The following is a 26,345-nucleotide window of genomic DNA, read 5'->3' as shown; positions in this document are numbered from 1 at the left end:
CGGCACCGGACACGGGGTCAGTGGTGGCGGGCGGTCGCGCGGTGGGCCAGGTCCAGCAAGGCCCGGTGAGCCTGCGTGGGCACATCGACGCCGTCCAGGGAGCGGACGGCCTCCTCCACGCGTGCGTCGATCATCCGCTCGATCCGTGCGGGTGCCCCGACGTCGGTCATGAGGGTGCGGACGTCGTTCAGGTGCTCGCCGTGGAGGCCGTCGCTGCCCAGGAGCCGGCGCAGCTGCTGCCGCTGGGCGGCGTCCGCGCTCCGCCAGGTGAGGGCGAGCAGGGCGGTGGGCCGGTGGGTGCGGATGTCGTCGAGGCCGGACTTGCCCGTCCGCTCGGGGTCGCCGAACAGGCCGAGCAGGTCGTCGCGCAGCTGGAAGGCCTCACCGAGGGGGATGCCGTAGCAGGAGCAGGTCTCGCGCAGCGGCCGGGAGGCACCGGCAAGCAGGCCACCGAGGAGCAGGGGCTGCTCGACGGTGTACTTGGCGGTCTTGTACCGGATCACCTTCAGCGCGGTGTCGGTGTCCGTGTGGTCGCCGCCCGTGTGCAGGATCTCCAGGCATTCGCCGGCGATCAGCTCCCGGGCCAGGGCGGCCCAGACGGCGCGGGCCCGTGCGAGATAGGCCGCGGGCAGACCGCAGGTGGTGAACAACTGCCCGGCCAGGGCCATCAGGTAGTCACCGGCCAGCATCGCCAGGGCGCGTGCGGCCGCCGGAGTGTCGGTCCGTCCGCGCACGGCGTCCTCGAGCGCGAGATGGGCGGTGGGCACACCGTGGCGCAGCGGGCTGCCGTCGATGAGATCGTCGTGGACGACGGCCGCGGCGTGCACCAGCTCCATGGAGGCCGCTGCTCGCATCAGTGCGTCGCTGTCGGGTTGTCCCGCGGCACGCCAGCCCCAGTAGCAGAACGCCGCGCGGAGCCGCTTGCCGTGCCGGGCGACCTTCTCGATCTCTTCCCCCACCGGTCGCAGGGCCTCGTCGATGTCCAGGAAACGGTTGACCTCTTCGGTGAGGAACGCACGCAGGATGTCGTCGACGCGGGACTTCAAGGCCTCCGGCTCCACAAGGTCAGACATCGCCACCGTCGGCGGCCTGCCGTGCGAGCACCCGCTGGGCCAGGACCTCCAGGTACGCGGGCGGAACACTGTCGTAGCGGTCCAGCACGAGCCGGCCTCGCGCCTCGAGATCCGCTTCGGCTTCCTTGACGAGTTCGGCCGCGTCCGACCGGCGCAGCAGTGAGCGGACGGCGCCTGCCGCCGACCCGACGGCGGTCACCGCGAGGTCGGCCATCCCGGCGACGATCAGCAGGGCCTGCTGGTCCCGGCGCCCGGCAGGTGGCGTGGTGTGCGGCATACGGGCGTCCCCAGGGGTCGTTCGCGGCGAGAGCGCGTCCGTGCACCACGCTCCGCGACCAGCATGCCGACCCCGGTCCCGGCGGTACGAGCTGATCCACTTTCGAGCGACACGGGGGAACGCACGTCGGAGCGCAGGCGCCCCCGTGCCGCTCGCCCGCCGCCGAGCCGGATCCGCGACCTCGCCGCGTTCGAGCTCTCGGTCGTGGAACTCCTGGCCGACGAGGAGGCCGGTACCCGGGCTCGCCACACGGGCCGACGCGACGTCGGGCAGCGGAAGCCACGGCATGTGGTGCCGCACCCCGCTGCCCACTCCACCGGACGAGATGGCACCGGTGACGCCGCCGGAGTGACGGCCGCGGCCGCGGCGGCGCGTCGAGCGACGAAGGCGACATGACGACGGCTCATGGATGACGCCTCTTCCCGTACGAGGAGGGGCGGTGCGTCGGTCCCCCGTCGTCGCACCCCGGCCGGAGCCGAAGGAGCGGCTGAGTACGAGTACTCAGGCACCGCGCGGCCTGCCGAAGCACACTGTGGACTCCACGAAAGACCAGTGGGGGAGCAGGAATGAGACGGACCGAAGTGGCGTGCGTGGCGATGATGGCCCTCGGCTCGGCGGTTGCGGGCGTCGTGCCCGCGTACGCGGCCGGCGGTGTCCTGTTGCCGCACCCCGGGCCGGACGGCCTGGTGTGGGTGGAGGAGCGTACGGGGGACGGCGGTGTCGTGTCGGGCGGTGCGCACCAGGGCCTGCCGACCGTTCTCACGGTGGCGTGTGAAGGCGGCGGCAGCGTGCGGGTGACGATGGAGTCGCAGCAGGTGGAGGTGGGCGCCTTCGCCGTGGAGTGCCCCGCCGGGGGCGCCGCGGTGGGTTCGCTGACCATGGATGCGGGCGTGGTCCTCCCGGGCTCCTTCTCCGTGGCGGTCGATGCCTCCACGGAGACGGTCCGCTGGGCCCTGACGGTGACACAGCCGGAGTAGGGCCGCACCGGGACGGTGTGGCGTCAGGAGACGTAGAGGCGCGTGGGCTTCGGGAAGTTGCTGCGGTAGCCCTTCAGCTCACGGATGTCGGACGGCTTGAGCTTGATGCAGCCGGCCGACTTGTAGTCGCCGTTGCCGTCCCAGCGCGTCGGCTCGCTGCTGCCCTGCTTGCCGTTGGACTTCATCTCACTGTGGATGAACAGCGCGTCGCGCTTGGCGCCACGACGGCCGCCCGGGTCCGGGAGGACGACGCCTCCGAGGCTCCCCCGTACCAGGGGCTCGCCCGGTTCGCGGCGGCGGCCACGCTCGCCGACGAGATCCTGCTGTGGCGCATCGCGGCGCCGCAAGCCCCGGTGTTCCGCTACACGCTGGTCAACGAAACCCCCTACGAACTGCGCCTGGACGTCGCCGGCGGGGCCATACGGTACGTCTCCAGCAGCGGAACGATCGTCCGGTCACTGGCCCTGGGCCGAGCCGTGACCGGCAGCCGGCTCGACCGGGGGACCGACGAGGCCGAGTGGAGCCCGGACGGCCGGTGGCTGGCCACCGTGGGCGGCACCGGTGACCGGGTCGGCTACCGGCTGCTGGACGACCGCGGCCGGCTCCTCGCCAGGCTTCCGGGTGCACCGTGTCCGCCGCTCCCGCCGGGCGAGCCGTCCATGGACTCCGACGAGGACGCGGACGACGAGGAGGCGGACGACGAAGGCGCGGACCACGAGGGCACCGCGGAGGGGGAGGGCATCGCGGACGGGGAGGCTTCCGACGAGAGGGGCCTTGAGCCGGCGGCCGCCACGCCGCAGCCCGCGAGCAGCTGTTTCGACCGCTTGGCGTTCAACCCCCACGGCGGATTCCTCGCCTACGGGCGGGCCTTGCAGGACGCCGCCCCCGACTCCGCCGTACCGCAGCTCATCACCGGGTGGGACGTACGCGCGCGCCGGGTGCTCGCCACCCTCCACCTCGACAAGGGCGGTACGCCCCTGCTGGAGGACGAACTGCCCCTCGGCGTCTCCGGGCTCGCGCTCGGCGCCGACGGCCGGACGCTTGCCGTCTCCCGTATGGGCGAGCGTGAAGTGCTCGAACTGTGGGACGTACCGGGTCGCAAGCGCCTGCGCACCCTGGCCGGCTTCAGCGGAGAGGAGCTGGCCCTGCGTCCCGACGGCGGCACGGTCGTCTCCTGGGCCGACTCGGTCGCCGAGTTGCCCTCCGGCCGGGTCCGGCGGCGCGTGCTGGGCGGTGACGACACCACCGCCCTCGCCTTCAGCCCGGACGGCACCCGCCTGGCGGCGGGCGACCTGCTGGGCCGCGTCACCGTCTGGGACGGCGACCTGCGCGCACGTCTCGGGGTGCTCCCCGGGACACACACGGGAGCCCGCCACATGGAGGACGAGGCCGTGTCCGCGCTGGCCTTCTCGCCCGACGGCACGGCCCTCGCCGTCGCGGGCAACTCCGGCACGCTGCAATGGTGGGACACCGCGTCCCACCGCCTCCTCGGCGCGGCGCTGCCGACGCCCGGCGACACGATCCGTGCCCTCGCCTTCGGCCCGGACGGAACCACCCTCCGGGCGGCGGGCGCGCACGTGCTCGTCCAGTCGTACGACATCGATCCCGGCCGCACCGCCGCATCACTCTGTGCCCGCTTGGGCACCGGTCTTTCTCCGGCGGACTGGAAGACCTTCGTTCCGGGAGTCCCCTACCGCGAAACCTGCTGAACGTCCGGACCCGTGACCGTCCACGGCTTCACGCGCAGGCGGCAGCGCGTCGCGCTCCCCGACCCCCGGCGGCCGGGGGCCGGCGGAGCCCGACAACCCGACGCGGCCCGGCGCAGCGACCACGCCCCGTGCCAGGGCGGCATGGCCCGTTCCGGTTTCCCCGGCCACGGGACAGCGCGTCGCTCACCGAGCAGCAGCAGCAGAAGGAGGAGGCGGCCGGCGCGCCCGGTCAGCCGGCCGCTCGGGATTCCGTCCCCTCCGCCGCCTTGAGTCGCTCGGCCAGGACGAACGTCACGCTGATGAGGAGGGCCCAGGCGCCGAACTTGCCGAGTGCCACCGGTTCCCACCCTTCGAGCTGGTGAGGGTAGCTCCAGGCGCCGACGTACGTGGCCGCGTTCTCCGCGACCCACAGGAAGAACCCGATCAGGACGAAGGAGACCGCCAACGGCATCCGGTACCGTCTCCGGCCCACGGTGAACCCGACCCATGCCCCGGCCGTCACGCCCACCATCGCGGCGGCCAGCGGCCAGCGCAGATCGGGCAGCCAGTGGTGAGTGAAGAAGTTGACGTACACCGCTGCCGCGACGACCGCCGTCGCGGCGGCGCGGTATCCGGTGAAACGCAGTTCGAACAGGTGCCAGGCCCGGCAGACGTAGCTGGCCACCGCGGCGTACATGAATCCCCCGTACAACGGCACACCGGCGATCTTCGTCACCGCATCCTCGGGGTAGCTCCATGACCCGAGACGTACCTTGACGAGCTCGAACAGCAGCCCCACGACATGGCACGCCGCGATCACCAGCGTGTCCCGTCGGCTCTCCCAGCCCATCATGCGGGCGCCGACGGTCAGCAGGATCCCGTAGACCAGGACCAGGTCGTACCGGGCGATCGGCAGCTCCGGCAGCACGCGTGAGACCGCGATACCGCCGAGCAGCGCCACCGCGAACGCGCAGCAGCGCGCCTGCATGACCGCGAACCTGAGAAGCTGACCCACGCCGCCGAGGAATCCGTGCATGCCGAGGAGGACGCCGCAGGTCACCGAGTGGTTCAGCACGGCCCGAGAACCGTGCGGGAGCGGATCGCCCGGATCCGGTCAGCGCCAGCCGAAACGGCGGTCGACCACCGCCGCGAACTCCTCCAGGGTCAGGACCGCGTCCCCGTTCTGGTCGGCGGTGTCGAACAGCGCGGATGAGGCGTCGGCGTCCCCCAGGGCCCAGAACGGCAGATCCCCCGACGCGGCCAGGGAGGGTCCCTTCGTCCGCAGCGCGGTGATCACCTCTTCGCGGGTCAGGGTGCCGTTCGCATCGAGATCAAGCGCCTCGAAGAGCTTCCGGGCCTTGTCACTGCTCACGTCGTCGCGTTCCTTCCCTCGGCGGACGGGCCGGTTCACCCGCTCACGCTTCTGAACGCACCACTTCCCGACCCGGTTCCCCCGGTGTCCCGCGACCCAGGGTGCGGTGCCGACGGTCGTTCCTCCGCGTGCTCACACGGAAGCAGCACGTCACCGGAGTGGGAGGCGCACGCCGTACGCGCCGCGCCGCGGAGACGGCCTCGAGCCTGCCGGCCGTCCGGCCCGCCGACTCGGGGCCGGCCCGGGCCGGCGGAGGCTGTTGCGCGACGACGCGACGCGGTGGACGTCACCGGTCACCGGACGTCGCCCCGCAACTCAGGGGCGGGCGTAGGGCCGCGTCATGATCTCCATGTTGTGGCCGCTCGGGTCGTCGAAGTAGGCGCCGCGGCCACCGAACAGCCCGTTGGTCCGGCCCGGGTCGGTGTGTCCGGGGTCGGCGTAGTACGTGACGCCGACCGCCTGCAGGCGGCCGATCATGGTGTCGAACTGCGCGTCGGGCACGAGGAACGCGTAATGCTGCGACTGGATCGGCTCGTCCCGCATCTCGTAGTAGTCGAGTGTCACGCCGTTGCCCAGGTCGACCGGGAGGAACGGCCCGATCGGCTTGCCTACCTCGAGTCCCAGGATGGTGGCGATGAACTCGGCCGAGAGCTGCCGGTCGCGGGCAAGGACGGCGGTGTGGTTGAGCTGGACCGTGGTCGTCGGGACCGCGGAATCGTGCGGGTGCTGCTGGTCGTACGGCATGTGTGAGGACTTTCCCGTCTTCGAGGTGGTGGAGAGGGCGCCCACAGGGGGGCGGGGAGCGAAGGTACGGAAAAGAAGGGGCGGGCCTCGTGCCCGCCTCGAACTCACGCCGAGGCCGGGGAACCCGTTCGTGTGTGGCCCATGGCCGACCCGGCAGTCACGTACGGGACTCTAGCGGCACGGTGCGATCACAGCAAGATCGTATGTATGAACCCTCCATGACGATCGGTCAGGCGCACTGTGAACCCTTCGCGGATTCCGGCCGCGTGCAGGTGGCGGTCGTCTCGCCGGGACGGCATGCGGCCCTGCGCCTTCCGGAACGACGGGACCGGCGGGCAGGCCGGCTGCCGCGTGCAGAGGAACGATCCGGGGGACCAGTGACAGCGTCATCCGCGGAGCCGGCAGTCGGTCGGCCCGGGATGCCGGTACGCCCCGTGGCACCGAGACCGGCGTTCCGGCGCGTCATCGGACCGTGTCGCCCGCCGGCGCCACACCCACGGTCCGCAGTCGCACCACGCCGCTCTCGTGGGCCGGGCGGCGCGGCCGGAGGGGTGAGCACTGCCTGTGTTGCACGTTCGGTCCGGGTAGTGCGCGGTGCGGAATTGAGTACGCGTGCTCAGGCTCGCCCACCCGAGCCCGCCGACGATGAGGATCACGTCGTGATCACGTCGTCGAGACCGGGAGAACCACATGCTCAGCCGCCTGGCGCACAACCTGGTGCCCGCCTTCGGGCGCCTCACGGTGACCGCTGACGCCGATGCCGCCCTGGCGCCCGGCAGCATCGTCGCCGCGAACCACACCTCGCTCGCCGACCCCGCCGTCGTCCTCGCCGCGCTGCGCCGCCTTGGTGTCCAGCCCGTCGTCATGGCGGCAGCCGGGCTGTGGCGCCTGCCCGTTCTCGGCGGCGCCCTGGCGCGCGAAGGGCACATACCCGTGTACCGCAAGGACCGGCGCGCCGCCCAGGCACTCGACCGCGCCGCGGCCGCCCTGGAGGAGGGGCGCGTGGTCCTCATCTACGCCGAGGGCGGCCTCCCGCTGCGCAAGGACGCTGCCGAAGCCGCGCCGGGTCCCTTCCGCTCGGGGCTGGCCCGGCTTGCTGAGCGCAGCGGCGCACCCGTCGTGCCGGTCGGTCAGGCCGGAGCGCGGCGGATCACCTCTGGGAGCGTGGCCAAGCAGCTCGCGGGCCTGGTGACGGCACCGGCGCGCCGCCCCGACCTGCACGTCCACGTGGGGGCGCCGCTCACGCTCACCGGCGACCGTGCCGCACGCACGGCGCAGGCGCACGAAGCGGTGACGGACGCCTGGCGTACGGCGGCCGCTCAGCTCGGCGAACCCGCCGCACTGGCCCCACTGGCCCCACTGGCCCCACTGGCCGTGCCGGCCGAACCCCCGCTTCCGGCCCGGCGGAATCCCAGCCCGTCGGGCGCACGGGGGTGAAACGCGTCGGGCGCCGCGCACCGCGTGATGCGGACGTGTCGGCCGTGGCGGGTGTACGCCAGACGGGAACGGCAGCGCATGGAGACGGCGTTGGGGCGGGTAGGCAGACCGTGAGCAGCCGTCGCATCTCGACGCGGCGGACATCAGCTTGCATGCATGACGCGCGCCTGAGCGCTTGCGCTGCACCACGCCCTGCGGAGGCTGCGGAAACGCTTCGCCGGGAGGAAGGCGTGGCGTCACCATGACGACACACGACAATGAGCGCTGGACAACACACGGTGCGTTGCCCGGAGAATCGATTCCGGTGCCGGACGGGCAACAGCGGCGAGCGGCCCCCGTCATCCGTAACCATCCCTGTTGTGGTGCACGGCCCGTGGGCGGGCGGCGCGCAGGGAGGAGGCGGCGGATGAACACTCACGTGCAGGCTCTGCCCGATGAGCACGACACGAGGATCATCCTCTGCTCCGGCGAGCTCGACATCGCCACCACACCCCAACTCCGCGCCGTCCTGGAGCAAGCGGCAGCGGACGACATCCGGCGCACCGTGGTCGACCTGAGCCTCGTCTCCTTCGCCGATTCGTCCCTCATCAGCGCGCTGGTCCGGGCCCACCACACACAGCGCCTGGTCATCACCGTGCCGCTGACATCCCCGGTCCGGAGGATCTTCGCCCTCACCGGCCTGGAGGGAGTCCTGCACCTGACCCCTGACTTGGCCAGCGCGGTCGGCCCTGAGCCGGAACGGTGAGTAGTCTCGATCCATGGCGGATCACGACCAGTACGAGCGGTACCTGGAAGACTCCGAAGTGCTGGCAGCGATCGGGACACAGGTCGACGCGCAGGTCGGCCGGGTCGCGGTGCGGCTGCCCAGGCCCGTGGCCGAGGCCGCGGTGGCGGCGTGGGAGCGCGACGAGGCGGACGACCCGGGTGAAGAGAGCCATGAGCAGTACGCGCTGCGGGACCGGGCGGCCGAACTGGCGCTGATCGGCCTCGCGATCTCGCAGCGGGGACGCTGGGAGCGCGACGAGCTCGTCATCGACCTGGACGTCGACTCCGCGGGCGCCGCCTTGCGGGCGTCGCGACCGTAGGGGGCCCGCGCCGCGGCCGGCGAGTCCGGCGGCGGCCCGCCCCCACCGCGTACGGGCGTGAGCGGTCGAGGCAGGCATCCCGTCAGTCGTCGAGCAGCCGCCATGCGGTGAGGGCCAGGCCGGCGCGCATCAGTCCGGTGGGTTCGGTGAGTGCGATGCCGAAGGTCTTGCCGATCTGCTCAAGTCGGCGGGCGACGCTGCTGTGGTGGAGGTGGAGGAGATCGGCGGCCCGTCGCAGGGAGCCGGTGGCGCAGTAGGCGTCCAGTGTCTCCAGATCCTCCGGGCTGGCGGCGATGCGGGCGACCGCGGCCACGTCGGCGTTGTTCCGCACGGCGTCCGGAGGCACCTGGGCGAGCAGCGCCAGCGCCCCCAGACCGTCGTAGTGGACGACCGGCCGACGCGGAGTGCTGAAGCGGAGGGCGGTACGGGCCTCCCGCCAGGACCGGTCGGGGCTGTCGGCGGTGCCGATGCCCGCCCGTACCCCTGCCGGAAGCCGGCCCGGGGCCACCGTGGCTGCCAGGATGACCCCCACGTCGGCGACCAGCGCCGCTTTCACCGGGCGGGCGGGGCAGAGGAGGCCGCCGAGCTGATCGAGCGGCAGCTGCGACCGCACGGCGACGACGTGAACCGGCAGCTCGGCGGCGAAACCGAGGAGCCGCAACGCCCGTGCGCGGGACGCCTCGTCGCAGTCGGCGCTGATCGCCAGCTCGACGAGGGCGGGGTCGGCCATGGTGGTACGGGCCGGACCGTACCGTTCGACGACCGCCGCGGTGGCGATGGCGAGCCGGTCCAGCATCAGCGCGTCGAGTTCGGGGGAGCCGGGAGCGCCGGGGCGTTCCAGCCACACGACACCGATCTCCTCCTCGTCGAGCGTGATCGGCGCCGTGCAGGAGGCGGATGGCGGAGGGACGGACGCCGGGGTGCCGTCGGGCGCCATGCGGATCACCTGTCCCGTGCCGTGGAGCCGGATGCCGGCCACGCACTCAGCGAGGACCGCCGAGGCCCGCGCGAGGGCCGGGAGATCCACCCGCCGGCGCATCATGGTGTCGTAGAACATGACGATGCGGATCGCGCCCTCGGCCAGCGAGTCCAGTTGCGACAGCCGTAAGGCCAGTGCCTCCATGACCCGATGATATGCGCCGGTCGTCGCACGGCCTCGGGGCCCGGGACCGCGCGCGACCGGCAGGACGCGCCTACCGGTTGTCAGTGCCGTGTACGACACTTGCCCCATGGCCAGGCGTCCTCGAGTCAAGTGCCCCGTGTGCGGCGGGGTCTACGCCGGCGCGCCCACCAGCGTGCTCGGCATGGTGTCCGTTCACGACCACAAGCGCACCGCACGCTCCCTCGTCCTGTGCGAGGGCAGCATGCGGCGTGTACCGGCGGTCGACGCCACCATGTACCAGGAGGAGCTGCCCGACGGGCAGGACACCAGGGGCGCCCCCGCTCAAGGCGTCGAGGCACCCCCGCTCTTCTGACGGGCTCCTCCACGGGGCTGCGGGAGCCGGGCCGGGTGCGGGCCAGGCTTCGCCCAGGGCCGCACGGAAACGGAACGGCTCAGTGGTGGAGGTCCTGAAGGCGGAGGACAGGCGTCGGCGCTTCGTCGGTGCGGGGCAGTCCGAGGGCGAGGCTTCCGACGTGGATGAGCCGGTCCTGGCAGGGGGTGAGGAACGAGGCGCTCGAGGAGGCGTCGATGGCTCCGATCGGGCAGGCGGCGAGCCCCAGGTCGGTGGCGGCCAGGCTGAGGGTTTGCATGAGGCAGCCGGTGTCCCGGTAGATCAGGGCAAGGACCAGGCGGGAGTACTTCCATGCCGTCCGGGCCGTGAAGGAAGTGAGGTAGAGGCTGACGGGCGGGGCTGTTCCATCGCGGCCCGGGGGGCGGCCGAGCGGGCCGCGGACCCTGCACGCACCCTAAAGGCGGAGCGTCCCGGGGAACGCGCCGTGCCCGACTCCCGGTGAGGTGATAGCCAGCCAGCCGTGACCCCGCCGCTCGGTGTCCGGGCCGACCTCGCCGGGGTCGACCGAGAGGTGCCCGCAGGCGGACCGTGCGCCCGTGGTGCCCGCGTTGCGCTCGTCGTACTCGGGGTCGAAGCCCGGTTCGTCGGCCGCGAGGGTCTCCCACGGCAGCGGGTCGCCCTCCCATTCGGGGTCGCCCTCAGCCGCGTACCGGCGGATCACCCGGCCCTTCTCGGCGACCATCCATATGTCGGAGCCACCGGCGTCGTCCAGGAAGAAGAACTGGGCCTGGCCGCAGTGGACGCTGACACGCTCGGCCGTTTCGATCATGCCATCCCAGAGATCGTCGCCGATGAGCAGTTCGAAGGCGCCGAAGACCAGGCGCCATCCGTTCAGCTCCGGGGTGACGAAGACCCGCCCCACGGTGCGGTCGGCGCCGTCCGGCCCCGGTACCTGGATCCATCGGCCCTCCGCGGCCTCGATGCCGGCCGCGACCGTGAGCGGCCGCCGGTCGTGCAGGCCGAGGGCCTCGAAGACCCCTTCGTACGACGCCCCGGGCACGGCCATCCACCAGCCGCTCAGGGTCGTCGACGGAAGCTCGGGAATCTCGTCCAGGATCTTGACCCGTATCAGCCGCTCGACCGCCGCCCGATCGCGGTCGTCGAGCGCGTCGACGCCGCCGCCCGCCACCAGTGCGGTCCTCGCGGCCCGCCGGATCGCCGGGGGCGCGGCCGGGTCACGGCGCAGGGAGCGCAGCCGCGGACGGAAGCAATCGTGCAGCAGCCGAGCGTAGTCGGATGCCTTGTAGGGGATGCGGCCGCCGCGGGCGAAACAGCCCACCAAGGCCGTCAGTCCGGCCTCGGTGTCCACCCGCAGCCTGGCGAGCCCGGAGAAGCCGCTGTCCGACGTCCCGAAGTCCGGATCGGCCGCCAGGGCCGCGTACTGGTCGGCGCAGCGCTCGTCGAACGACGCAAGGAGTCGGTCCGCATCCCAGTCCGACACCTGCTTCGCGCGCCAGGCCGCCAGCAGGGCGTCGAAGGCGGATGGCCCGATGCGCCTCAACACCTCCATGACCGGCTTCAGATCAGAGGCTCGCCGAGCATCGCCCAGATTCCGCAGCAGGGTCCGCAGCACGCTGTCGGCCTGTTCCGCAAGCCGTGCGGCAGCGGCCTCCACACGCGTCGCGTCGTCGCTGTTCAGCTCCTCGAGAAGACATTCGATCTTCATGGGGCAGCACAGTACTCCGGCCTATGAACCGCGCCCCGCGAGGGCAACCGGGTTCAGCGGCCCAGGGCCCCCGAGGTGTGCCGGCCTCCAAGGTCGGCGTTGACCGCGGAGCTGGCCGCCTCCTCGGGGGTGAGGACGGTGCCGGCGCTGTCCGTACCAATGCCGCCCCTCCGTGGGGCGGCCCCTGCTGCGCCGAGGGACGACCACCGCACCAGCCGGCACCCAGCTCGGCACGGCGTTCTCGCCCTCCGGCTCGCCCCGCGACGTCGCGTGGACGTGACGGGCCGCCAGAACGCCCTGCACTACTCGGTCCAGGCCGTTCTTGTCGAAGACCTCGGAATCGTTGGCCGAGTTCACCCACACCCTGACGCCCTGGCTGTGAACGACGACATCGAATGGGGATTCCTCGGGTGCTGTCCGCGTCACAACGGTGAACACCCCGCCCGGACGCATCCAGTGATCGGTCCCCCCCCGGCTCCACCCACAGGCAGAGCATGCTGTCCGTCTCGTTGCTCACGCCCGTCCTCGCCACGCGAGCACCCTGACGAGCATCATGATCCGCCGGACAGCTCCTGGCTGCCGGGGTCCCACGCCTCCGCGGCCCAGCGCTCCGCGAGGTCCCGGACCGCCGGATACCTGCCGAAGAACTGCTCGTCGGGCAGGTCCATGTCTGATGAAGGGATCGCGGTACGGATCACGGACCCGTCCGGCAGGGTGAGACACCGCGTCGTGTGCTCGTCGCTCATATGGCCCTCCGTCTGTGCAGGGACATGCGCCGGGCCTCCCGTGGGGAGCCGGGAGGTGCGGCGCGACCCGCCCGGCGTGAGCGCGGGCGAGGCCGGTTTGCGCTGCTGCTCGACGGGGGTTGCGAGCAGCAGCGCAGGTCACAGCATGCACCCGAACCAGTCGCCGGTACAGAGGTATGGCCGGAAACAATTTCTTTGAATGCGTCGGTGCAGGTCCTCGGCATACATCGCCGAAGCTGGAGGCCAGGTCCGGGGGCTTCGGCCGGAGCGCCCCCTGACGCAGGAGCCCCGAAGGTGAGGCGGCTGCCGGCCCGGGAGCAACGGCACTCACGGCCCGCCCCGCGCCGGCCGGGTGGCGCACCGCGTGGCAGGAGGCGCTCGCCACGGCCGCGGTCTCCGCCGGCGGCGAGCGCGCGGACCACAGTCGCGCCGCCGCGGCGCACCCCCTGACGAGGGCGCCGTGGCCCTACGGGAGGTGCTTCTCCAGCAGCGTGACGGCGTAGGTTCCACCGAGCCCGCCGTCCTTGGAGCCCTGCTCGCCCACGACCGTGTATCCCGCCGCTTCGTAGTACTCCCGCAGCCGCGGGTTCGTGGCGAGGCAGTCCAGCCGGCACACGGTGCGGCCGACAGCGGCGATGCGGCGCTCCGCCTCGGTGAGCATCCGGCGTCCGGTGCCCGGAGGCGCGGTACGGCGGTCGGTCATCAGCCGGTGGACGTAGCCCGCTGTCGGGGGCTGGACGCCCCAGGCCGCCGGGTCGTCCCACCACAACTCGAACGCTCCGGCCACCGGACCCTGCGGGCCGAGAGCGGCGATCCACACCTCGCCGTCCTCGAGGCGTGCGCGGAAGTGGTCCTCGCGCAGCTCGCCGGGCTTCCACTGGTCGATCCCGCGGTCGATCTGCCAGCGTGCCGCGTCGTCGCGGAGCCGTACGAGCTCCGCCAGGTCGTGCTCCCCGGCCCTGCGGAAGAACAGCCCCTCATGCTGCCGCGGGCGGTCAACGGCCAGGTCGGAGTGGGTGCTTATGGGTGCGGAGGTCATGTGTCGGTTCACGACGCAGTACCTTAGGCCCCGTGCGCCGGGCACCATCGCGAGACGCCTGCCGGACCTCCTCGGCGCCGGCGCCCGCCTGCGGCTTGCGGCCCCGGGGGCTCCGCCGGAAATCAGGTGCGGGGCATCGCCCGGCGTGTCAGGCTCCGCCGGTGGACCGTGAACAGATATCCCGACGCGCGCACGCCGATCATCCGATCGCCGCCCCGCTCGATGACGCCTCCGTGCGCCGACTGCTGGAGCAGAGCCTCCCGCGCGGCGACGAGCGCGTACTGGACCTCGGCTGCGGCGGTGGTGAGTGGCTTCTGCGTGCCCTGAGCGCGCATCCGCGGACGCGCGCCGTGGGCGTCGACCTCGCCCGGAGCTCGCTGGCGCGCGCCCGTCGGACCGCGCTGCAACTCGGCGTCGAGGAGCGCCTGGTCCTCCACCACCAGGACGCCGCAGACTTCGCCGCGCCCCACGCCTTCGACCTGGTGCTCTGCGTCGGCGCCACGCATGCCTTCGGTGGTCTGCTCCCGACCCTCGAGGCGGCGCGCAAGCACCTGGCCCCCGGGGGACGTGTCCTGGTGGGTGACGGCTTCTGGGAGCGTGAGCCCTCGCCCGAGGCCGTCGAGCTGCTCGGGGACCTCACCGACCTGCCCACCACGCTGGACCGGGTCGTCGCGGACGGGTGGACACCTGTCCACGGCCATGTCAGCACCCGTCGGGAGCTCGACGACTACGAATGGGCCTGGACGGGCTCGCTGGCCTCATGGGCCCTGGACCACCCCGGTGATCCGGACAGTCCCCAGGCGCTCGAAGCGGCCACCGTCCACCGTGACCAGTGGCTGCGCGTGCACCGGGACGTCCTGGGCTTCGTCTGCCTCGTGCTGCGGCCGACGGGCGGCTGAGCGGCGCCGGGTCAGGGCGTGCCCGGAACCTCGGGGCCGACGGCGTCCTCGGCGTCCTCCGGGTCAGGGATGCGCAGGGCGAGGACGGCGACGTCGTCGTCGTTGTCCTCGGGCCGTACACGCTCCAGGAGTACGGTGCAGAAGGCGTCGAGCGGCTGCCCGGCCTGCGCCGTGGCCTCGGTGAGCAGGCGGGCCAGCCCGTCGTCCAGACTGTGGCTGCGGGATTCGATCAAGCCGTCGGTGTAGAGCAGCAGGGTCGACCCGGGCGGCAGCGCCGCCTCGGCGTCGGCCCGGGGGAGCGCGGCGCGGGTGCCGAGCATGATGCCACCACCGGCGGTGAGGAAACGCGCCCGGCCGTCCTGCTCCACCAGCAGCGGTGGGAGGTGGCCCGCGTTCGTCCACCGGAGCCACCAGCCGCCTCTCGCCCGCCTCTCGACGCGCGAGAGGACGAGCGTGGCCGTGGACGCCTCGGCGATGTGCTCCACCGCCTCGTCGAGCCGCTGGACGACATGGCTCAGCGGGCCTTCCTGGGACCACGCGAAGGCACGCAGCATGTTCCGCAACTGCGCCATTCCGGCGGCCGCGTCGAGGTCATGGCCGCCGACGTCACCGATCACCAGGGCCGTCGTACCGTCGGTGAAGGGAAAGGCGTCGTACCAGTCACCGCCGACCTGGGAGGCATGGGGCGCCGGCAGGTAGCGCGCCGCCATCAGCAGGCCCGGCACGGTGGGCAGGTGCGGCAGCAGATGCCGCTGCATGGTCTCGGCCACGCGCTGCTGGCGCTGGTAGAGGCGCGCGTTGTCCAGCGCGAGGCCCGCCCGGCGGGTGATGTCCTCCAGCAGGGACAGATCCGCGGGGGTGAACGCGGCCGGCTGCCCGGAGCGACCCAGGGTCAGCGCCCCGAGCACCTCGCGCACGGTGCGGATCGGGGCGATGGCGGCCGAGTGCATCCCGGTCGCCTTGAAGAGCCGCTGCTGCTCCACGGCGATGCCGGAATCCGCCGGGCCGCGGTACGTGTCGGGCCCGGCCAGCGCCGACGCCGCGCCGCGCAGCGCACGGGAAAGCGGCATCGGCGATTCCTCCGGCACCGGGGGCAGCATGCCCTCCAGGTCCCGCCGGTGGACCAGGGCACCGTCGTCGTGGTGCACCACGGCGGCGCGCCGCACATCGCCGCCCTCGACCAGCAGATCGATCACCACCCAGTCCGCGAGGCGGGGCATGAGGAGCTCGACCAGCCGGCTCAGCGCCTCCTCCACGTCCAGCGTGGAGGTCAAGCGCGTCGTCGTCTCGGCGAGCAGGGCGAGCCGGTCGAGCTCCGTCGGAGCCCCCGCGGGAACTGTGCCCGCGCCCTGTGCGGCCGCACCGGGCGACGACTCACGGAAGACGACCAACGCGCCCTTCCCGGCCTGTCCCAAGGAGCAGGGGACGACCAGCCACCACAGTTCCAGCAGCTCACCGTCCGCCCGCTCGAACCAGCCCCGCTCGTCGTACTCGACGTGCCGCCCCAGGAAGGCGTGCATCATCGGACACTGCGCGCGCGGCATCGTGCGTCCACCGCTGTCCCGGTGCAGCAGAGCGTGGGCGTCCTGACCGATCATCTCCCCGGCGGACCACCCGAACAGGGCCTCCGCCCGCGCGGTCACCCTGGCGATCACGCCTTGCTCGTCCACCAGGTACGCGGCAGCCTCGAGACCGTCGAAGACATCGGCCGCGGCAGGCCCCGCCGCCTTGCCCGCATCGCCGTCGGCACCCGCCACCACGCCCGCCACCTCCGCACGCAAGATCCCCGAAGCTGCGTCTACTCTCCCACGCTCGCGCGGCTTCGCGAGCACGCGCCCGACGACTGTGCGAACCTCGTACGCAGACACGCGCCGTGTCCGTATCCGGGGCCCTGTGTCCTGGCGGACACTCCGGGTGGAATCCCGTACGGGGGCGGGCGTGGGCGGAGCCCGCCGGCGGAGGACGTCATGGCCGCGCCGCCAGCACCGTGCCCGACAGCCGCATGGTGCGCGAGGCCACCGAACTCGTCCTGGAAGACCGCCACACTTCCGGGGCACGCCGCCGCGGCAGGGCCCCGCGGCCTGGAGGCCGACGCCGGGTGAGGTTCCGCACGACGGACGATTCGGCCGGGGCCGACGCCTTCCATCGCCCGGGACCGGCCGGCCGACGCGGCGCGGATCCCCATTCGAGCGGCTGTACGTGACCAGCCCGCTGTCACGGCCACTGCTGCGGCGTGTTCCCGCCGGCCGGAGGCGCTCCGGGAGCCGACAGGCGGACTCCGGGTGCTTCTACGCCCCGTTCCTGGGGGCGGGGACACGGACGAGGTTCCGGACGGTGGAGGGGGTCGACTGCCCGGCGGTGACGGCGGTCAGTGCGAGCACGAATCCGACGCCCTGCCAGGGCGTCAGGGTTTCGCCGAGGCACAACCCGCCCAGGATCGTGGCGATCACGGGCGAGAGCAGCGGGAGGAACGACACCGCGACCACGGGCAGCTTGCCGATGCCGTGGAACCACACCGGGTAGGAGAGCAGGGCACCCACGCCGGCCAGCCACGCGTAGCCGCCGATCGCACGAGCGTCCAGCCCCGTCGGCAGACCCTCGAAGGCGAGCGCGAACGGGACGGGCACGAGACCGCCGGCGGTGAGCTGCCAGCCGGCGACGGTCGTCGCGCCGACGCCCTCCGGGCGGCCCCAGCGTTTGGTCAGGACGATCCCGCCGGCCATCACGCCGGCGGCTGCGAGGCCGGCGAGCACGCCGGGGAGGCCGAAGGAGAGCCGGCCGCGCAACACGATCAGGCCGACGCCCACCACCCCGGCCACGCCCCAGCCGAGCCGCCAGCGGGTGGGCTTCTCCCCGAGCAGCAGGAGGGCCAGGCCGACGACGAGCAACGGCTGGACGGCGAAGAGGGTTGCCGCGACGCCACCCGGCAGGTGCTGGGCGGCGACGAACAACAGCGCGAACGGCGCGCCGATGTTGAGCGCGCCGAGCAGTAACGCGCGCCACAGCCACTCGTCGCACGGCAGCTTGCGCGTGAGTGCGAGCAGGATCAGCCCCGCCGGCAGCGCGCGGATCACACCGGACCCCAACGGGTGGCCGGAGGGCAGGAACTCGGTGGTGACCAGATACGTGGTGCCCCATCCGGCCGGCGCGAGCGCGGTCAGGGCGGTCACGCCGAGCGTGCCGCCGGACAGGGAAGCACGTCCCGCGTGCGTGCCACGGCTCAGGGTCCGCATCTTGATTCCTCTCAACGTTGAAATGTTCAGCGTTGAGGAAATTAGCCGCCTGTTACGCTGGCGTCAAACATCTTCACGTTGAGATATTCCGGAGGCGGCGAAGTCGTGGGGGACGGCCAGGACAACGTCGACCGGCGGCTCGACCAGTGGCGGATCGAGCGGCCCGACATCGACACCACGGCGATGGGCGTGGTGGCCCGAATCCAGCGCGCCTGCCGACTGCTCGAGCGCGAGCTCCGCGATCACTTCGCCACGCACGACATGCAACTCTGGGAGTTCGACATCCTGGGGACGCTGCTCCGGTCAGGGCCTCCGTATCGGCTCACGGCGGGACAGTTGGTCGAGTCCGCGATGGTCACCTCCGGCGCGATCACCAACCGGATCGACCGTCTCGTCGCCAGGGAGCTGGTGACCCGGGAAGTCGATCCGCAGAACCGACGCAGCGTGCTGGTCACACTGACCGAGTCCGGCCGGGAGCTCGTCAATGGAGTGGTCGTCCACCACGCCGACCTGGAGACGAAGCTCCTGAGCAAACTGAGCCGCCGTGACCAGGACGAACTCGCCGGTCTCCTGCGCAAACTGCTCATCGGCCTCGGGGACTGCTCGCCCGACAATTCTCCGAACTCGTGAGAGGGCCGGCCGCCGCCGCACGCCCGGGACCGATCGCCTCCACACCGGGCATCGTCGACCAGGCATGAAACACATCAGCGAGGCAGTCACGACTGCTGGCCCCGCGACGGCGGCCCTCGGTGCCGCCATGGTCACTGCGCCCGCTGCGCCGGCCTCTTCGGCGCCGCCCTGAGCCCCTCGTCCGGCAACACCTGGGACACCTTCGGCCGTCAACCTCCGTTGATCCACCATGGATTGGTCAATTACGGTTGACCCATGGATCTCAAGCGGCTGACCGCACTGGCAACGGCGACGGCCGACGACGATCCGCTGGTGGGCCCGGGAGCCGTCGCGCCGCCGCGCGGCGAGACGGAACGCATCGAGGTCCTGGTGGTCCGCGCACGCCACCGCGACGCCACGGGGCCGCGGATCGCCGCCGCCATGGGCGTCCCGAAGCAGGCGGTCCACAAGCAGCACGGTGGTCGCGGCCTGCGCGGCGGTCGCTCATGAACGCCACGAGCCATGGCGACGACCGGCTCGGCGCCAGGCTCCGCGAGCTGCTGGGTCCGCGCGTCCCGGCAGCCGCCGCCGTGGTCTCGCCTCGCGGCGCGACCGTGGCCGGACGCGGTACCGACCCCGACGACGACTTCGAGATCGGCTCGATCTCCAAAGGGGTCACCGGCCTGCTGTACGCCGACGCACTCGTACGAGGGGAGATCAAGCCGGACTCGACCCTCGGCGAGTTCCTGCCGCTCGGCGACGCCCCCGCGGCACAGGTGACGCTGCAGTCCCTGAGCACGCACCGGTCCGGCCTGCCCCGGCTGCCGGCCTCGGCGCAACCCTGGCGGCGCACCATCGCGCTGTGGAGACACGGCACGAATCCCTACGGCGAGGACCTCCGACAGCTCCTCGACCAGGCCCGGGACGTTCCGCTCGGCAGCCCGCGGCCCCGCTACTCGAACCTCGGGTATGAACTGCTCGGCCACGCCCTCGCCCACGCCGCCGCGACGACGTACCCCGAGCTGCTCCACCGGCGCATCGCCACCCCGCTGGGGCTCGACCCCTTCTACGCCCCGGCATCGGCCGACCAGCTCCGGCCCGGGGCGCTCACCGGAACCAGCCGCCGAGGACGGTTGCGGCAGCCATGGACCGGCGAGGCGCTCGGGCCGGCCGGTGGCATCCGCGCGTCCATCACCAGCATGGCCCGTCTCACGGCGGCGCTGCTCGACGGCACCGCCCCGGGCGTCGCCGCGCTCGATCCGGCCGCCCCTTTCGGCGCGGGCGCCCGCATCGGCGCCGCGTGGCTCACCATCCCCATGAAGGGCCGCCCGATCACCTGGCACAACGGCGGTACGGGCGGTTTCCGGTCCTGGCTGGGGCTCGACCGCGTGGCCGGAACCGGTGTCGTCGTCCTCGCGGCCGGCACCGCGTCGGTCGACCGGCAGGGATTCGCGCTGCTGACCGAGTACGCCGACAACAAGCCCCGCTGAGAAGGGCCGGGCCCTCCACGGCTTCGCGTCACCTCGTGCCTCGTGCTGCGCGGAAGTGCTTCGCCGTCTCGCCGACGCCCACCGCCAGCACGCCCAGCGCCGCCGCGGTGTAGAACGCGTCCGGCGTCTGCCAGGAGCCGTTGACGGACTCCAGCAAGGCCGGGTTGAAGAACTCCTGCCGGTGGAGGATCCATGCCAGCGGCAGTGCGAACAGGGCCTCCACGGCGGCGCTCCACGCGGCGAGGCGCAACGTCCACGGGTGCATCGCCCGGATCACGCCGAGCACCACGAGCCCGGTGAGCCCCGCGAGGACCGGCCACATCCAGCCGGACCACAGGCCCGGGTGGAGCACCTCCAGGCGTTCGCCGCCGGCGGTGCGGTACGGCTTCGCGGTGTGCTGCCAGACGACCAGGGCGAGCAGCAGCGCGTGCCACGCCACCCCGGCGTAGGCCGCAGTGCAGCGCCTCTGCGGCGCCCGGCGCTCGGGCAGGTCGTCGGGAGTCCACTCCCGGCCGACCGCTTCGACCCGCTTGCCGGACCGCTCGGCCACGGCGAAGATCACGGTCAGCCAGGCGATCACCTGCGCTCCGACGGTGAGGGCCGTCTCGACACCGCTGCCGATCACTTCGCCCAGGCCCTTCCCGTCGAGGACGTCGAGCCCCATGGTCACGGCCATCACGACGGGCAGCGCGGTGGACAGCAGCAGCACCAGTAGCCGTTTGTACGCCGGATAGAACGCGGGCCCGATCAGGGCGAGCGGGCGGTCGGCGTACCGGGCGGCGAGCCGGAGCGGGTCCCCCAGTTCGGTGAGCACCGCGCGTTCGGCCGCCTCCTGGTCGGCCGTTCCCCGGGCCTCGACGGTGTCGGCGATCGTTGCCCGCAACTCGTCCGCGACGTCGTCGCGCTGGCCGGCCGGTACGTGCCGGACGACCTCGTCGACATAGCGGTCGGCCAGTGTTCCGGCGCCGGACAGGCTCGACACGTTCGAAGTGGCCGGAGGGCTCGATGTTGTGGATGCCCTCGATATGCGTGATGTACGTGATGTACGTGATGTACGTGATGTGCTCAACGGTCCCCCTTGGTCAGGCGTGAGAGCGAGTCGACGAGGTCCCGCCACTCGCGCGTCAGTCCCGCGCACACCCGGGCGCCTTCCGGACTGACCCGGTAGAACTTGCGCGGCCTGGACTCGTCGGTGTTCCACTCGCTGATGAGCAGCCCCTGCTTCTCCAGCCGGCGCAGCAGTGGATAGAGAGTGTTGCCGTCCACCGCGATACCGGCGTCTCCCAGCGTCTCCAGCAGTGCGTAGCCGTACTGCGGTTCCTCCAGGAGCGTCAGGCAGGCCAGGACGACCGTGCCACGGCGCAGCTCCTGGGCTTGGGCGGCGATCAGCTCTTCAGCGGCCATGAGGTCACACGATACTGTGCGCCGCACACTAGTGTCATTTGTGATGGCGGGTTGCGCGTATGAGAAGCTCGACCGGTGATCATCGAACGCGCGTACGCACACGCGCCTTCCTGCGCACCGGAGGAATGGCCCTGGTCGGTCCCCTGTGTCCGGGCGCTGTCGGAGGACGGCCTGAGCTTCACGGCACCGGTGACCTTTCTCGTAGGTGAGAACGGCTCGGGCAAGTCCACCCTCGTGGAGGCGCTCGCGGAGGGCTTCGGCCTCGACTCCTGGGGCGGCTCGCACGACTGGCGTTACGCGAGTCATCGCCCCAAGTCCGCACTGGGGCAGTGGATCCGCTTCGAGGCGGCCCCGCGGGGGCGGCGCATGCTCGGCAGCTGGTCGGCCCGCAAGGGGTTCTTCCTGCGGGCCGAGACCGCGCTGGACGCCCTGGACCGCGAAGGTTTCGCACCGGACAGCGTGAGTCATGGGGAGGGCTTCCTCGCCGCCTTCCGGGGCAAGTTCCTCCAGCCGGGGCTCTATGTGATGGACGAGCCCGAAGCCGCGCTGTCCTTCGCCTCCTGCCTGGAGCTGCTCGGCCACATCGACCAACTGGTCAAGAACGGCGGCCAGGTGATCTGCGCCACCCACTCGCCGCTGCTCACCGCCCTGCCCGGCGCCGACATCATCGAGGTGGGCGAGCACGGCATGCGCCGGGTCGCCTGGAAAGAGCTGGCCCTGGTCGACCACTGGCGCCGCTACCTCGCCGACCCGCAGTCCTACTTGCGGCACATCGTGGGGTGAGCGCTGCGGCGCCGGCCCTCCCCTCATGAGCCCTTGAGGCCGGAACCGCCGAGGCCGGAACCGCCGAGGCCGGCGGCCGGCGGGCCCGTGTCCGGATGTGAGACGACCTCGTCATTGCGGACACAGGCCGGGAGGGCGAATGATCGGTGCATGCCCGCACCGCGAACAGTCGTCATCGTTGCGTTCCCCGGCGTCGAACTGCTCGACGTCACGGGGCCCGCCGAAGTGTTCTCGGTGGCATCCCGAGTGGCGGGACAGGAGCGGCCCGGCTACCGGGTGCACATCGCGACGCCCGCCGGGGGAGAGGTGGTCACCTCCAGCGGTGTCCGGCTGATGTCCGACCTGACCCTGGCGGAAGTGGACGGCCGGACCGACACCCTGCTCGTGTCCGGTGCCATCACCGGGGACGGGGACAAGGTCGAGGCGGTCGTCGACGAGACCGTCAGCACGTGGTTGCGCCGCGGCGGCCACCAGGCCCGCAGGGTCGGCTCCATCTGCGCCGGCGCGCACCTGCTCGCCGCAGCCGGACTGCTGACCGGCCTGCGGGCCACCACCCACTGGCTCACCGCCGGGCAGCTGGCCGCCGACCATCCGGAGGTCGGCGTCGATCCCGATCCCATCTTCGTCCGGTCCGGGCGGGTGTGGACCTGCGCCGGAGTCACCGCGGGCATGGACATGGCCCTGGCGATGGTCGCGGAGGACCACGGTCACGCCATCGCGCTCGCCACCGCGCGCATGATGGTCATGTACGTGAAGCGATCCGGCGGGCAGAGCCAGTTCAGCGTGCCGCTCTCCGTAAGGCCGGGTCCCGACGACCCGATGGAAGCGCTGTGCCGCTGGATCGGCGAGCATCCCCGCGAGGACCTGTCCGCCGAGGCCCTCGCCGCACGGGTCAACCTGAGCCCTCGCCACTTCTCGCGGCTGTTCACGAAGCGTACGGGCGCCACCCCCGCCTCGTACGTCGAGACCGCGCGCCTGGAGGCGGCCCGCCGGCTGCTGGAGGAATCCGACCTCGGTCTCCCGGAGGTGGCCGCCGCCAGCGGCCTGGGGTCGGTGAAGACCCTGCACCGGTCGTTCCAGCGCCGGCTGGCAACCACTCCCGCCGAATACCGCCGCCGCTTCCGCTAGGCGATTCCGAGCCCCACCCCGTCAGTGCAAGGACACGGCCCGCCCACGGTGCCGTGTCCCGAGCCGGCCTGCCCTGAAGCCACCACGTCCTGTACCGAGGAGAAAGCGATGCCCCGCACCAAGGTCGTTCCCCTTCCCGTCCTCGGCCGGCACGCCGTCAACGCGTACCTGCTGCTGGGCCGGCGTCCCGTCATCGTCGACGCCGGGATGCCGGGCAGTGCCCGCAGGATCCACGAGCGCGTCACCGCGCTCGGCGTGGACCCCGCGGACATCGCGCTGATCGTCATCACCCACGGCCACCTCGACCACTTCGGCTCCGCCGCCGAGCTCCACCGGCTCACCGGAGCTCCCGTCGCCGGTCACATCGCCGACCTCGAGCCCTATCGCACCGGCCGGGTGCGCACGCCCTACCTGCCCACGGGACCCATGGGCCGCCTCATGGCCCGCAACAGGAACCTGCACGTCCAGGTCGAGCCCCTGGAACCCGACATCCTGGTGCGGGGCGAGACGAGCCTCGACGACTTCGGGCTCGACGCCCGCATCATGCCCACCCCCGGGCACACCGCCGGTTCCGTCTCCGTCCTCACCGACACCGGCGACCTCGTCGCCGGAGACCTGGTGGCCAACTCCTTCATGGGCCTCATCCGGGGGAGGCCGGCCAACCCGCCTTTCCATGACGACCCGCTCGGCAACCTCGCCAGCCTGCGGGAGATGCTCGCCCTCGACCCCACCCGCCTCCACGTGGGCCACGGCACGCCGCTCGACCCGGACCGCGTACGACGCTGGGCGGCCCGGGAAGGACGGCGCCTCGCCCGCCTCGCGGCCCGTGGACGCCTCACCACCCGCGCGGACGTGGGTGACGTGGCGCCCGACCGGGGTGATGTCACTGCGGGTTGAGCCCGTCCGTCCCGCACCCGGTGCCCACTCGGCGTGGAACGACCGGGCCGACGTGTCCGCACTGGCCGAGGGTGCGCGGGCCTGACCGAACACCCCATCGCATGCACCACCACGGGCGGCCGGGGGGCGGCAGGACCCCGACGGCCGTGATGCTGCCGCGACGGCCGGGTGAGCCGGGGCGTGCTCAGCCCGCGGTGGACCACCTCGGTGCGGACGCCCCCGCCACTGCGAACGGCCGCTTCCAGAAGGGTGAGGCCCCTGCCGGGTCGTGCGGACTCCTCGGTGCGTACAGTCGGTGCCCATGACGCACATGGCGACGCAGACGACGGACGGCAGGGCCTCCTTCGTGGTGCACATCCCGGATGCCGAGTTGGAGCCCGAACCGCTGGATCCGGAGCAGATCGTCTCCGGTGATCCGGTGGTGACCGGCAAGGTGCTCTGGGAGTCCGCGGACGGCACGCAGGTCCGGGGCATCTGGCAGATGACCCCCGGCGTGGTGACGGACACCGAAGCGAACGAGTTGTTCGTCGTCGTCAGCGGGCGCGCCACCGTGGAGGTCGAGGGCGGGGACACCCTGCAGATCGGGCCGGGTGACGCGGGCGTCCTGCGCGCAGGCGACCGGACGACGTGGACGGTGCACGAGACGCTGCGCAAGGCGTACCACGTATGCCTCTGAGCCGTTCGGGCCGACCGGAGAGCCGGGGGCCGCGCCCCGGTCCGCCCCGACACCGTGCCGGGCGCCGACCCGTGTCCGCGCCCGTGGCCCCGCCCGCGGTTCGCACCTCGTGCAGGCCCGCCGCAGAGCCGGTGCACGGTGTACGCCGGGGTTCGAGCACGCGCTCGCACAGGGGGGCCATGATGCCGGGCTGGCTGGAGTGGCCGTCATGAGTGATCGTTACGCCCCGCAGACCTCGTGGCCGGTGCCGCTCGGTGCAGAGGGTGGCGACTGGCTGCCTGTCACGGCGGGCGAGTCCGGAGCCGCCGTGTTCCGCAGCGCCGACGCCACTCGCTACGCCAAGTGCGTGCCCCCCGCGGACGCGGCCGGCCTGCAGGCCGAGTGCGACCGGGTCGCATGGCTCGGCGCACAGGGCGTGCCGGGGCCGCGGGTGCTCGCCTGGCACTCCGGTGACGCGGGTGCCTGTCTGGTGACCAGTGCCGTCCCCGGCGTGCCGGCCGATCAGGTGCCCGCCGCCGAGCTGCGCACCGCCTGGGACAGCATCGCGGACGCGGTCCGTCGGCTGCATGAGGTGCCGGTGTCGGAGTGCCCGTTCCGCCGTGGCCTGGACGCCATGGTCGCCGTGGCCCGCGACGTCGTCTCCCGTGACGCCGTGAACCCGGAATTCCTCCCCGCCGAGCAGCAGCACACGCCCGCAGCGGAGTTGCTCGCCCGGCTCACCCCGCAGGTCCCCCGGCGACGGGAGCAGGAGGCCGCCGACATGGTCGTCTGTCACGGGGACCTGTGTCTGCCCAACATCATTCTCGACCCGCGGACCCTGGATGTGTCCGGCTTCATCGACCTGGGCCGCCTCGGGCCGGCCGACCGCTACGCCGACCTCGCGCTGTTGCTCGCCCAGGCGCGCGAGACATGGACGGACGAGGCACAGGCACGGGCCGCGGACGCGGCATTCGCCGAGAGGTACGGCATCAGCCTCGACCACGACCGCCTGCGCTTCTACCTCCACCTCGACCCGCTCACCTGGGGCTGACCGGGGCTGCCGGGTCTGACGGGGGACCGCTCGGATCGCACCCCGGTCGACCGGTACCCCCGCACGTGGCTCGAGTGTTCGACGGCACCCGTGAGGGAGCGGCCTTCGTGCAGCGCCCTTACTGGCGCGCTGCACGAAGGCCGCTCCCGGGTCACCGGCTCACAACCCTGCCTCGGAGTCTGCTGTCGAGGCCTGCCCGGAGCACGAGGTTGTTCAGTCTTCACTCACCAGTGTTCGCAGCGGTGTTCACGCACTGGTCGAACGGGTTCTGCTGCAGGCACTTCGGAAGCGAGTCCTCCCACTGGGAGAGCTTCTGGGTCGCCGCGGTCCGCTGAGCAGCGGCGGCGTTCGGGTTCTGGGACACCTTCAGCGTGTCGTTCACCTGCTTGGCGAAGTTGGTCGCCGCCGTCTGCTGCGCCGGCTTCGTGCCGGGCTTCAGCGCGGACACCAGGATTTCGGTCGTCGTCTTCACGACATTCGTAGCCGTCACCTTGACCGCCGGCGATGCTCCCGAGTTGAGGATGTTGACCAGGACGTTGGTCGTCGTCTTCACCGTGTTGGTGACGGCGATCTTGACC

General features: G+C 72.3%; 30 protein-coding genes and 1 pseudogene. 15 read left to right on the top strand and 16 right to left on the bottom strand.

Going from position 1 to position 26,345, the window contains the following annotated elements; all coding sequences use genetic code 11:
- Positions 1–17 precede the first annotated feature (17 nt).
- Both IH00_RS0130455 and IH00_RS0130450 read right to left on the bottom strand, forming a co-directional pair.
- The gene (locus IH00_RS0130455) at positions 18–1,073 is read right to left on the bottom strand and encodes a polyprenyl synthetase family protein (RefSeq protein WP_031079213.1); all 1,056 of its coding nucleotides are present in this window, start codon (positions 1,071–1,073) and stop codon (positions 18–20) included.
- Complete coding sequence (locus tag IH00_RS0130450) at positions 1,066–1,350, bottom strand: hypothetical protein (protein WP_031079212.1); 285 nt, start codon at positions 1,348–1,350, stop codon at positions 1,066–1,068. The genes IH00_RS0130455 and IH00_RS0130450 overlap by 8 nt, the downstream gene beginning before the upstream one ends.
- Positions 1,351–1,916: 566 nt before the next feature.
- Between IH00_RS0130450 and IH00_RS37885 the strand changes: the two genes are divergently transcribed.
- On the top strand, positions 1,917–2,327 hold the full coding sequence (locus IH00_RS37885) for a hypothetical protein (RefSeq protein ID WP_234335018.1): 411 nt from the start codon (positions 1,917–1,919) through the stop codon (positions 2,325–2,327).
- 23 nt (positions 2,328–2,350) lie between these two features.
- On the opposite strand, the gene IH00_RS42985 is transcribed toward IH00_RS37885, so the two are convergent.
- On the bottom strand, positions 2,351–2,512 hold the full coding sequence (locus IH00_RS42985; protein WP_158828019.1) for a hypothetical protein: 162 nt from the start codon (positions 2,510–2,512) through the stop codon (positions 2,351–2,353).
- A 6-nt stretch (positions 2,513–2,518) separates the two neighbouring features.
- On the opposite strand from IH00_RS42985, the gene IH00_RS0130435 reads away from it, so the two are divergent.
- Positions 2,519–4,036, top strand: coding sequence for a WD40 repeat domain-containing protein (locus IH00_RS0130435; protein ID WP_031079209.1), 1,518 nt, complete (start codon positions 2,519–2,521; stop codon positions 4,034–4,036).
- A gap of 229 nt (positions 4,037–4,265) precedes the next feature.
- On the opposite strand, the gene IH00_RS0130430 is transcribed toward IH00_RS0130435, so the two are convergent.
- The 3 genes from IH00_RS0130430 to IH00_RS0130420 all read right to left on the bottom strand — a co-directional run bounded on the left by IH00_RS0130430 (position 4,266) and on the right by IH00_RS0130420 (position 6,131).
- A complete protein-coding gene (locus IH00_RS0130430; protein WP_420710941.1) occupies positions 4,266–5,090 on the bottom strand; it encodes a DUF817 domain-containing protein in 825 nt (274 codons plus the stop codon).
- Positions 5,091–5,129: 39 nt separating this feature from the next.
- Positions 5,130–5,387, bottom strand: a complete 258-nt coding sequence (locus IH00_RS0130425) for an EF-hand domain-containing protein (RefSeq protein ID WP_031079203.1) — start codon at positions 5,385–5,387, stop codon at positions 5,130–5,132.
- Between the two features lie 315 nt (positions 5,388–5,702).
- Positions 5,703–6,131 carry a VOC family protein gene (locus IH00_RS0130420; protein WP_031079202.1) on the bottom strand — a complete coding sequence of 143 codons (429 nt, stop codon included), beginning with the start codon at positions 6,129–6,131 and terminating at the stop codon, positions 5,703–5,705.
- Positions 6,132–6,821: 690 nt separating this feature from the next.
- On the opposite strand from IH00_RS0130420, the gene IH00_RS0130415 reads away from it, so the two are divergent.
- The 3 genes from IH00_RS0130415 to IH00_RS0130405 all read left to right on the top strand — a co-directional run bounded on the left by IH00_RS0130415 (position 6,822) and on the right by IH00_RS0130405 (position 8,653).
- The gene (locus IH00_RS0130415; protein ID WP_078888039.1) at positions 6,822–7,568 is read left to right on the top strand and encodes a lysophospholipid acyltransferase family protein; all 747 of its coding nucleotides are present in this window, start codon (positions 6,822–6,824) and stop codon (positions 7,566–7,568) included.
- Between the two features lie 406 nt (positions 7,569–7,974).
- On the top strand, positions 7,975–8,313 hold the full coding sequence (locus tag IH00_RS37880; RefSeq protein WP_052411743.1) for an STAS domain-containing protein: 339 nt from the start codon (positions 7,975–7,977) through the stop codon (positions 8,311–8,313).
- 13 nt (positions 8,314–8,326) lie between these two features.
- Positions 8,327–8,653, top strand: a complete 327-nt coding sequence (locus tag IH00_RS0130405) for a hypothetical protein (protein WP_031079197.1) — start codon at positions 8,327–8,329, stop codon at positions 8,651–8,653.
- An 82-nt stretch (positions 8,654–8,735) separates the two neighbouring features.
- Here the strand turns inward: IH00_RS0130405 and IH00_RS0130400 are convergent, their stop codons facing one another.
- Positions 8,736–9,776, bottom strand: a complete 1,041-nt coding sequence (locus IH00_RS0130400; RefSeq protein ID WP_031079195.1) for a PucR family transcriptional regulator — start codon at positions 9,774–9,776, stop codon at positions 8,736–8,738.
- A 181-nt stretch (positions 9,777–9,957) separates the two neighbouring features.
- Here IH00_RS0130400 and IH00_RS0130395 point away from each other — a divergent pair, with 181 nt between their 5' ends.
- Positions 9,958–10,128 (top strand): hypothetical protein, encoded by a 171-nt coding sequence (locus IH00_RS0130395; RefSeq protein WP_158828017.1) that lies wholly within the window; start codon positions 9,958–9,960, stop codon positions 10,126–10,128.
- Between the two features lie 79 nt (positions 10,129–10,207).
- Here the strand turns inward: IH00_RS0130395 and IH00_RS0130390 are convergent.
- From IH00_RS0130390 to IH00_RS0130375, 4 genes and pseudogenes are all read right to left on the bottom strand, one after another.
- A pseudogene (locus IH00_RS0130390) lies at positions 10,208–10,489 on the bottom strand (nitroreductase family protein); the annotation flags it as partial.
- 72 nt (positions 10,490–10,561) lie between these two features.
- Positions 10,562–11,833, bottom strand: a complete 1,272-nt coding sequence (locus IH00_RS0130385; RefSeq protein WP_031079190.1) for a hypothetical protein — start codon at positions 11,831–11,833, stop codon at positions 10,562–10,564.
- A 551-nt stretch (positions 11,834–12,384) separates the two neighbouring features.
- Complete coding sequence (locus IH00_RS0130380) at positions 12,385–12,579, bottom strand: hypothetical protein (RefSeq protein WP_031079189.1); 195 nt, start codon at positions 12,577–12,579, stop codon at positions 12,385–12,387.
- Positions 12,580–13,045: 466 nt separating this feature from the next.
- The gene (locus IH00_RS0130375; RefSeq protein WP_234335017.1) at positions 13,046–13,630 is read right to left on the bottom strand and encodes a GNAT family N-acetyltransferase; all 585 of its coding nucleotides are present in this window, start codon (positions 13,628–13,630) and stop codon (positions 13,046–13,048) included.
- A gap of 149 nt (positions 13,631–13,779) precedes the next feature.
- Here IH00_RS0130375 and IH00_RS0130370 point away from each other — a divergent pair, with 149 nt between their 5' ends.
- Complete coding sequence (locus IH00_RS0130370) at positions 13,780–14,517, top strand: SAM-dependent methyltransferase (protein ID WP_031079184.1); 738 nt, start codon at positions 13,780–13,782, stop codon at positions 14,515–14,517.
- A gap of 11 nt (positions 14,518–14,528) precedes the next feature.
- Here IH00_RS0130370 and IH00_RS0130365 read toward each other — a convergent pair whose 3' ends face one another.
- Positions 14,529–16,298: a SpoIIE family protein phosphatase gene (locus IH00_RS0130365; RefSeq protein ID WP_107064551.1), complete on the bottom strand. Its 1,770-nt coding sequence runs from the start codon at positions 16,296–16,298 to the stop codon at positions 14,529–14,531.
- Between the two features lie 507 nt (positions 16,299–16,805).
- Entirely contained in the window at positions 16,806–17,750 is a 945-nt protein-coding gene (locus IH00_RS0130360) for an EamA family transporter (RefSeq protein WP_039947580.1), read from the bottom strand.
- Between the two features lie 78 nt (positions 17,751–17,828).
- Between IH00_RS0130360 and IH00_RS0130355 the strand changes: the two genes are divergently transcribed.
- The 3 genes from IH00_RS0130355 (at position 17,829) to IH00_RS0130345 (ending at position 19,849) form a co-directional block, all read left to right on the top strand.
- Positions 17,829–18,380, top strand: coding sequence for a MarR family winged helix-turn-helix transcriptional regulator (locus tag IH00_RS0130355; RefSeq protein WP_234335016.1), 552 nt, complete (start codon positions 17,829–17,831; stop codon positions 18,378–18,380).
- A 255-nt stretch (positions 18,381–18,635) separates the two neighbouring features.
- Positions 18,636–18,869, top strand: a complete 234-nt coding sequence (locus IH00_RS0130350; RefSeq protein WP_031079179.1) for a hypothetical protein — start codon at positions 18,636–18,638, stop codon at positions 18,867–18,869.
- Positions 18,866–19,849, top strand: a complete 984-nt coding sequence (locus tag IH00_RS0130345) for a serine hydrolase domain-containing protein (protein ID WP_031079177.1) — start codon at positions 18,866–18,868, stop codon at positions 19,847–19,849. Before IH00_RS0130350 ends, IH00_RS0130345 begins: the two co-directional genes overlap by 4 nt.
- A 28-nt stretch (positions 19,850–19,877) precedes the next feature.
- Here the strand turns inward: IH00_RS0130345 and IH00_RS0130340 are convergent, their stop codons facing one another.
- Positions 19,878–20,831 (bottom strand): HAAS signaling domain-containing protein, encoded by a 954-nt coding sequence (locus tag IH00_RS0130340; RefSeq protein WP_234335015.1) that lies wholly within the window; start codon positions 20,829–20,831, stop codon positions 19,878–19,880.
- 83 nt (positions 20,832–20,914) lie between these two features.
- A complete protein-coding gene (locus tag IH00_RS0130335) occupies positions 20,915–21,253 on the bottom strand; it encodes a PadR family transcriptional regulator (RefSeq protein WP_031079173.1) in 339 nt (112 codons plus the stop codon).
- 75 nt (positions 21,254–21,328) lie between these two features.
- Between IH00_RS0130335 and IH00_RS0130330 the strand changes: the two genes are divergently transcribed.
- From IH00_RS0130330 to IH00_RS0130310, 5 genes are all read left to right on the top strand, one after another.
- Positions 21,329–22,036, top strand: a complete 708-nt coding sequence (locus tag IH00_RS0130330) for an AAA family ATPase (protein WP_031079169.1) — start codon at positions 21,329–21,331, stop codon at positions 22,034–22,036.
- Positions 22,037–22,186: 150 nt separating this feature from the next.
- The gene (locus tag IH00_RS0130325) at positions 22,187–23,164 is read left to right on the top strand and encodes a GlxA family transcriptional regulator (protein ID WP_031079168.1); all 978 of its coding nucleotides are present in this window, start codon (positions 22,187–22,189) and stop codon (positions 23,162–23,164) included.
- A 108-nt stretch (positions 23,165–23,272) separates the two neighbouring features.
- Positions 23,273–24,061, top strand: a complete 789-nt coding sequence (locus IH00_RS0130320; RefSeq protein WP_052411742.1) for an MBL fold metallo-hydrolase — start codon at positions 23,273–23,275, stop codon at positions 24,059–24,061.
- A 310-nt stretch (positions 24,062–24,371) separates the two neighbouring features.
- A complete protein-coding gene (locus IH00_RS0130315) occupies positions 24,372–24,737 on the top strand; it encodes a cupin domain-containing protein (RefSeq protein WP_031079165.1) in 366 nt (121 codons plus the stop codon).
- A 208-nt stretch (positions 24,738–24,945) separates the two neighbouring features.
- On the top strand, positions 24,946–25,767 hold the full coding sequence (locus tag IH00_RS0130310; RefSeq protein ID WP_031079163.1) for an APH(3'') family aminoglycoside O-phosphotransferase: 822 nt from the start codon (positions 24,946–24,948) through the stop codon (positions 25,765–25,767).
- Between the two features lie 220 nt (positions 25,768–25,987).
- Here IH00_RS0130310 and IH00_RS37875 read toward each other — a convergent pair.
- On the bottom strand, positions 25,988–26,345 hold a 358-nt coding region (locus IH00_RS37875), incomplete at its 5' end, for a hypothetical protein (RefSeq protein ID WP_039947579.1).

Origin of the sequence: Streptomyces sp. NRRL S-118 (genome assembly GCF_000716335.1) — a bacterium.
Classification (GTDB): Bacteria; Actinomycetota; Actinomycetes; order Streptomycetales; family Streptomycetaceae; genus Streptomyces.
Note: the sequence above shows the minus strand (reverse complement) of the source record. Positions and strands in the feature narration are given on the sequence as shown.

Excerpts from the sequence above, each read along its gene's own strand:
- IH00_RS0130455 (WP_031079213.1), bottom strand. The coding sequence starts at position 1,073 with ATGTCTGACCTTGTGGAGCCGGAGGCCTTGAAGTCCCGCGTCGACGAC.
- IH00_RS0130450 (WP_031079212.1), bottom strand. The coding sequence starts at position 1,350 with ATGCCGCACACCACGCCACCTGCCGGGCGCCGGGACCAGCAGGCCCTG.
- IH00_RS37885 (WP_234335018.1), top strand. The coding sequence starts at position 1,917 with ATGAGACGGACCGAAGTGGCGTGCGTGGCGATGATGGCCCTCGGCTCG.
- IH00_RS42985 (WP_158828019.1), bottom strand. The coding sequence starts at position 2,512 with ATGAAGTCCAACGGCAAGCAGGGCAGCAGCGAGCCGACGCGCTGGGAC.
- IH00_RS0130420 (WP_031079202.1), bottom strand. The coding sequence starts at position 6,131 with ATGCCGTACGACCAGCAGCACCCGCACGATTCCGCGGTCCCGACGACC.
- IH00_RS0130415 (WP_078888039.1), top strand. The coding sequence starts at position 6,822 with ATGCTCAGCCGCCTGGCGCACAACCTGGTGCCCGCCTTCGGGCGCCTC.
- IH00_RS37880 (WP_052411743.1), top strand. The coding sequence starts at position 7,975 with ATGAACACTCACGTGCAGGCTCTGCCCGATGAGCACGACACGAGGATC.
- IH00_RS0130405 (WP_031079197.1), top strand. The coding sequence starts at position 8,327 with ATGGCGGATCACGACCAGTACGAGCGGTACCTGGAAGACTCCGAAGTG.
- IH00_RS0130400 (WP_031079195.1), bottom strand. The coding sequence starts at position 9,776 with ATGGAGGCACTGGCCTTACGGCTGTCGCAACTGGACTCGCTGGCCGAG.
- IH00_RS0130395 (WP_158828017.1), top strand. The coding sequence starts at position 9,958 with ATGGTGTCCGTTCACGACCACAAGCGCACCGCACGCTCCCTCGTCCTG.
- IH00_RS0130385 (WP_031079190.1), bottom strand. The coding sequence starts at position 11,833 with ATGAAGATCGAATGTCTTCTCGAGGAGCTGAACAGCGACGACGCGACG.
- IH00_RS0130380 (WP_031079189.1), bottom strand. The coding sequence starts at position 12,579 with ATGAGCGACGAGCACACGACGCGGTGTCTCACCCTGCCGGACGGGTCC.
- IH00_RS0130360 (WP_039947580.1), bottom strand. The coding sequence starts at position 17,750 with ATGCGGACCCTGAGCCGTGGCACGCACGCGGGACGTGCTTCCCTGTCC.
- IH00_RS0130350 (WP_031079179.1), top strand. The coding sequence starts at position 18,636 with ATGGATCTCAAGCGGCTGACCGCACTGGCAACGGCGACGGCCGACGAC.
- IH00_RS0130345 (WP_031079177.1), top strand. The coding sequence starts at position 18,866 with ATGAACGCCACGAGCCATGGCGACGACCGGCTCGGCGCCAGGCTCCGC.
- IH00_RS0130335 (WP_031079173.1), bottom strand. The coding sequence starts at position 21,253 with ATGGCCGCTGAAGAGCTGATCGCCGCCCAAGCCCAGGAGCTGCGCCGT.
- IH00_RS0130325 (WP_031079168.1), top strand. The coding sequence starts at position 22,187 with ATGCCCGCACCGCGAACAGTCGTCATCGTTGCGTTCCCCGGCGTCGAA.
- IH00_RS0130320 (WP_052411742.1), top strand. The coding sequence starts at position 23,273 with ATGCCCCGCACCAAGGTCGTTCCCCTTCCCGTCCTCGGCCGGCACGCC.
- IH00_RS0130315 (WP_031079165.1), top strand. The coding sequence starts at position 24,372 with ATGGCGACGCAGACGACGGACGGCAGGGCCTCCTTCGTGGTGCACATC.
- IH00_RS0130310 (WP_031079163.1), top strand. The coding sequence starts at position 24,946 with ATGAGTGATCGTTACGCCCCGCAGACCTCGTGGCCGGTGCCGCTCGGT.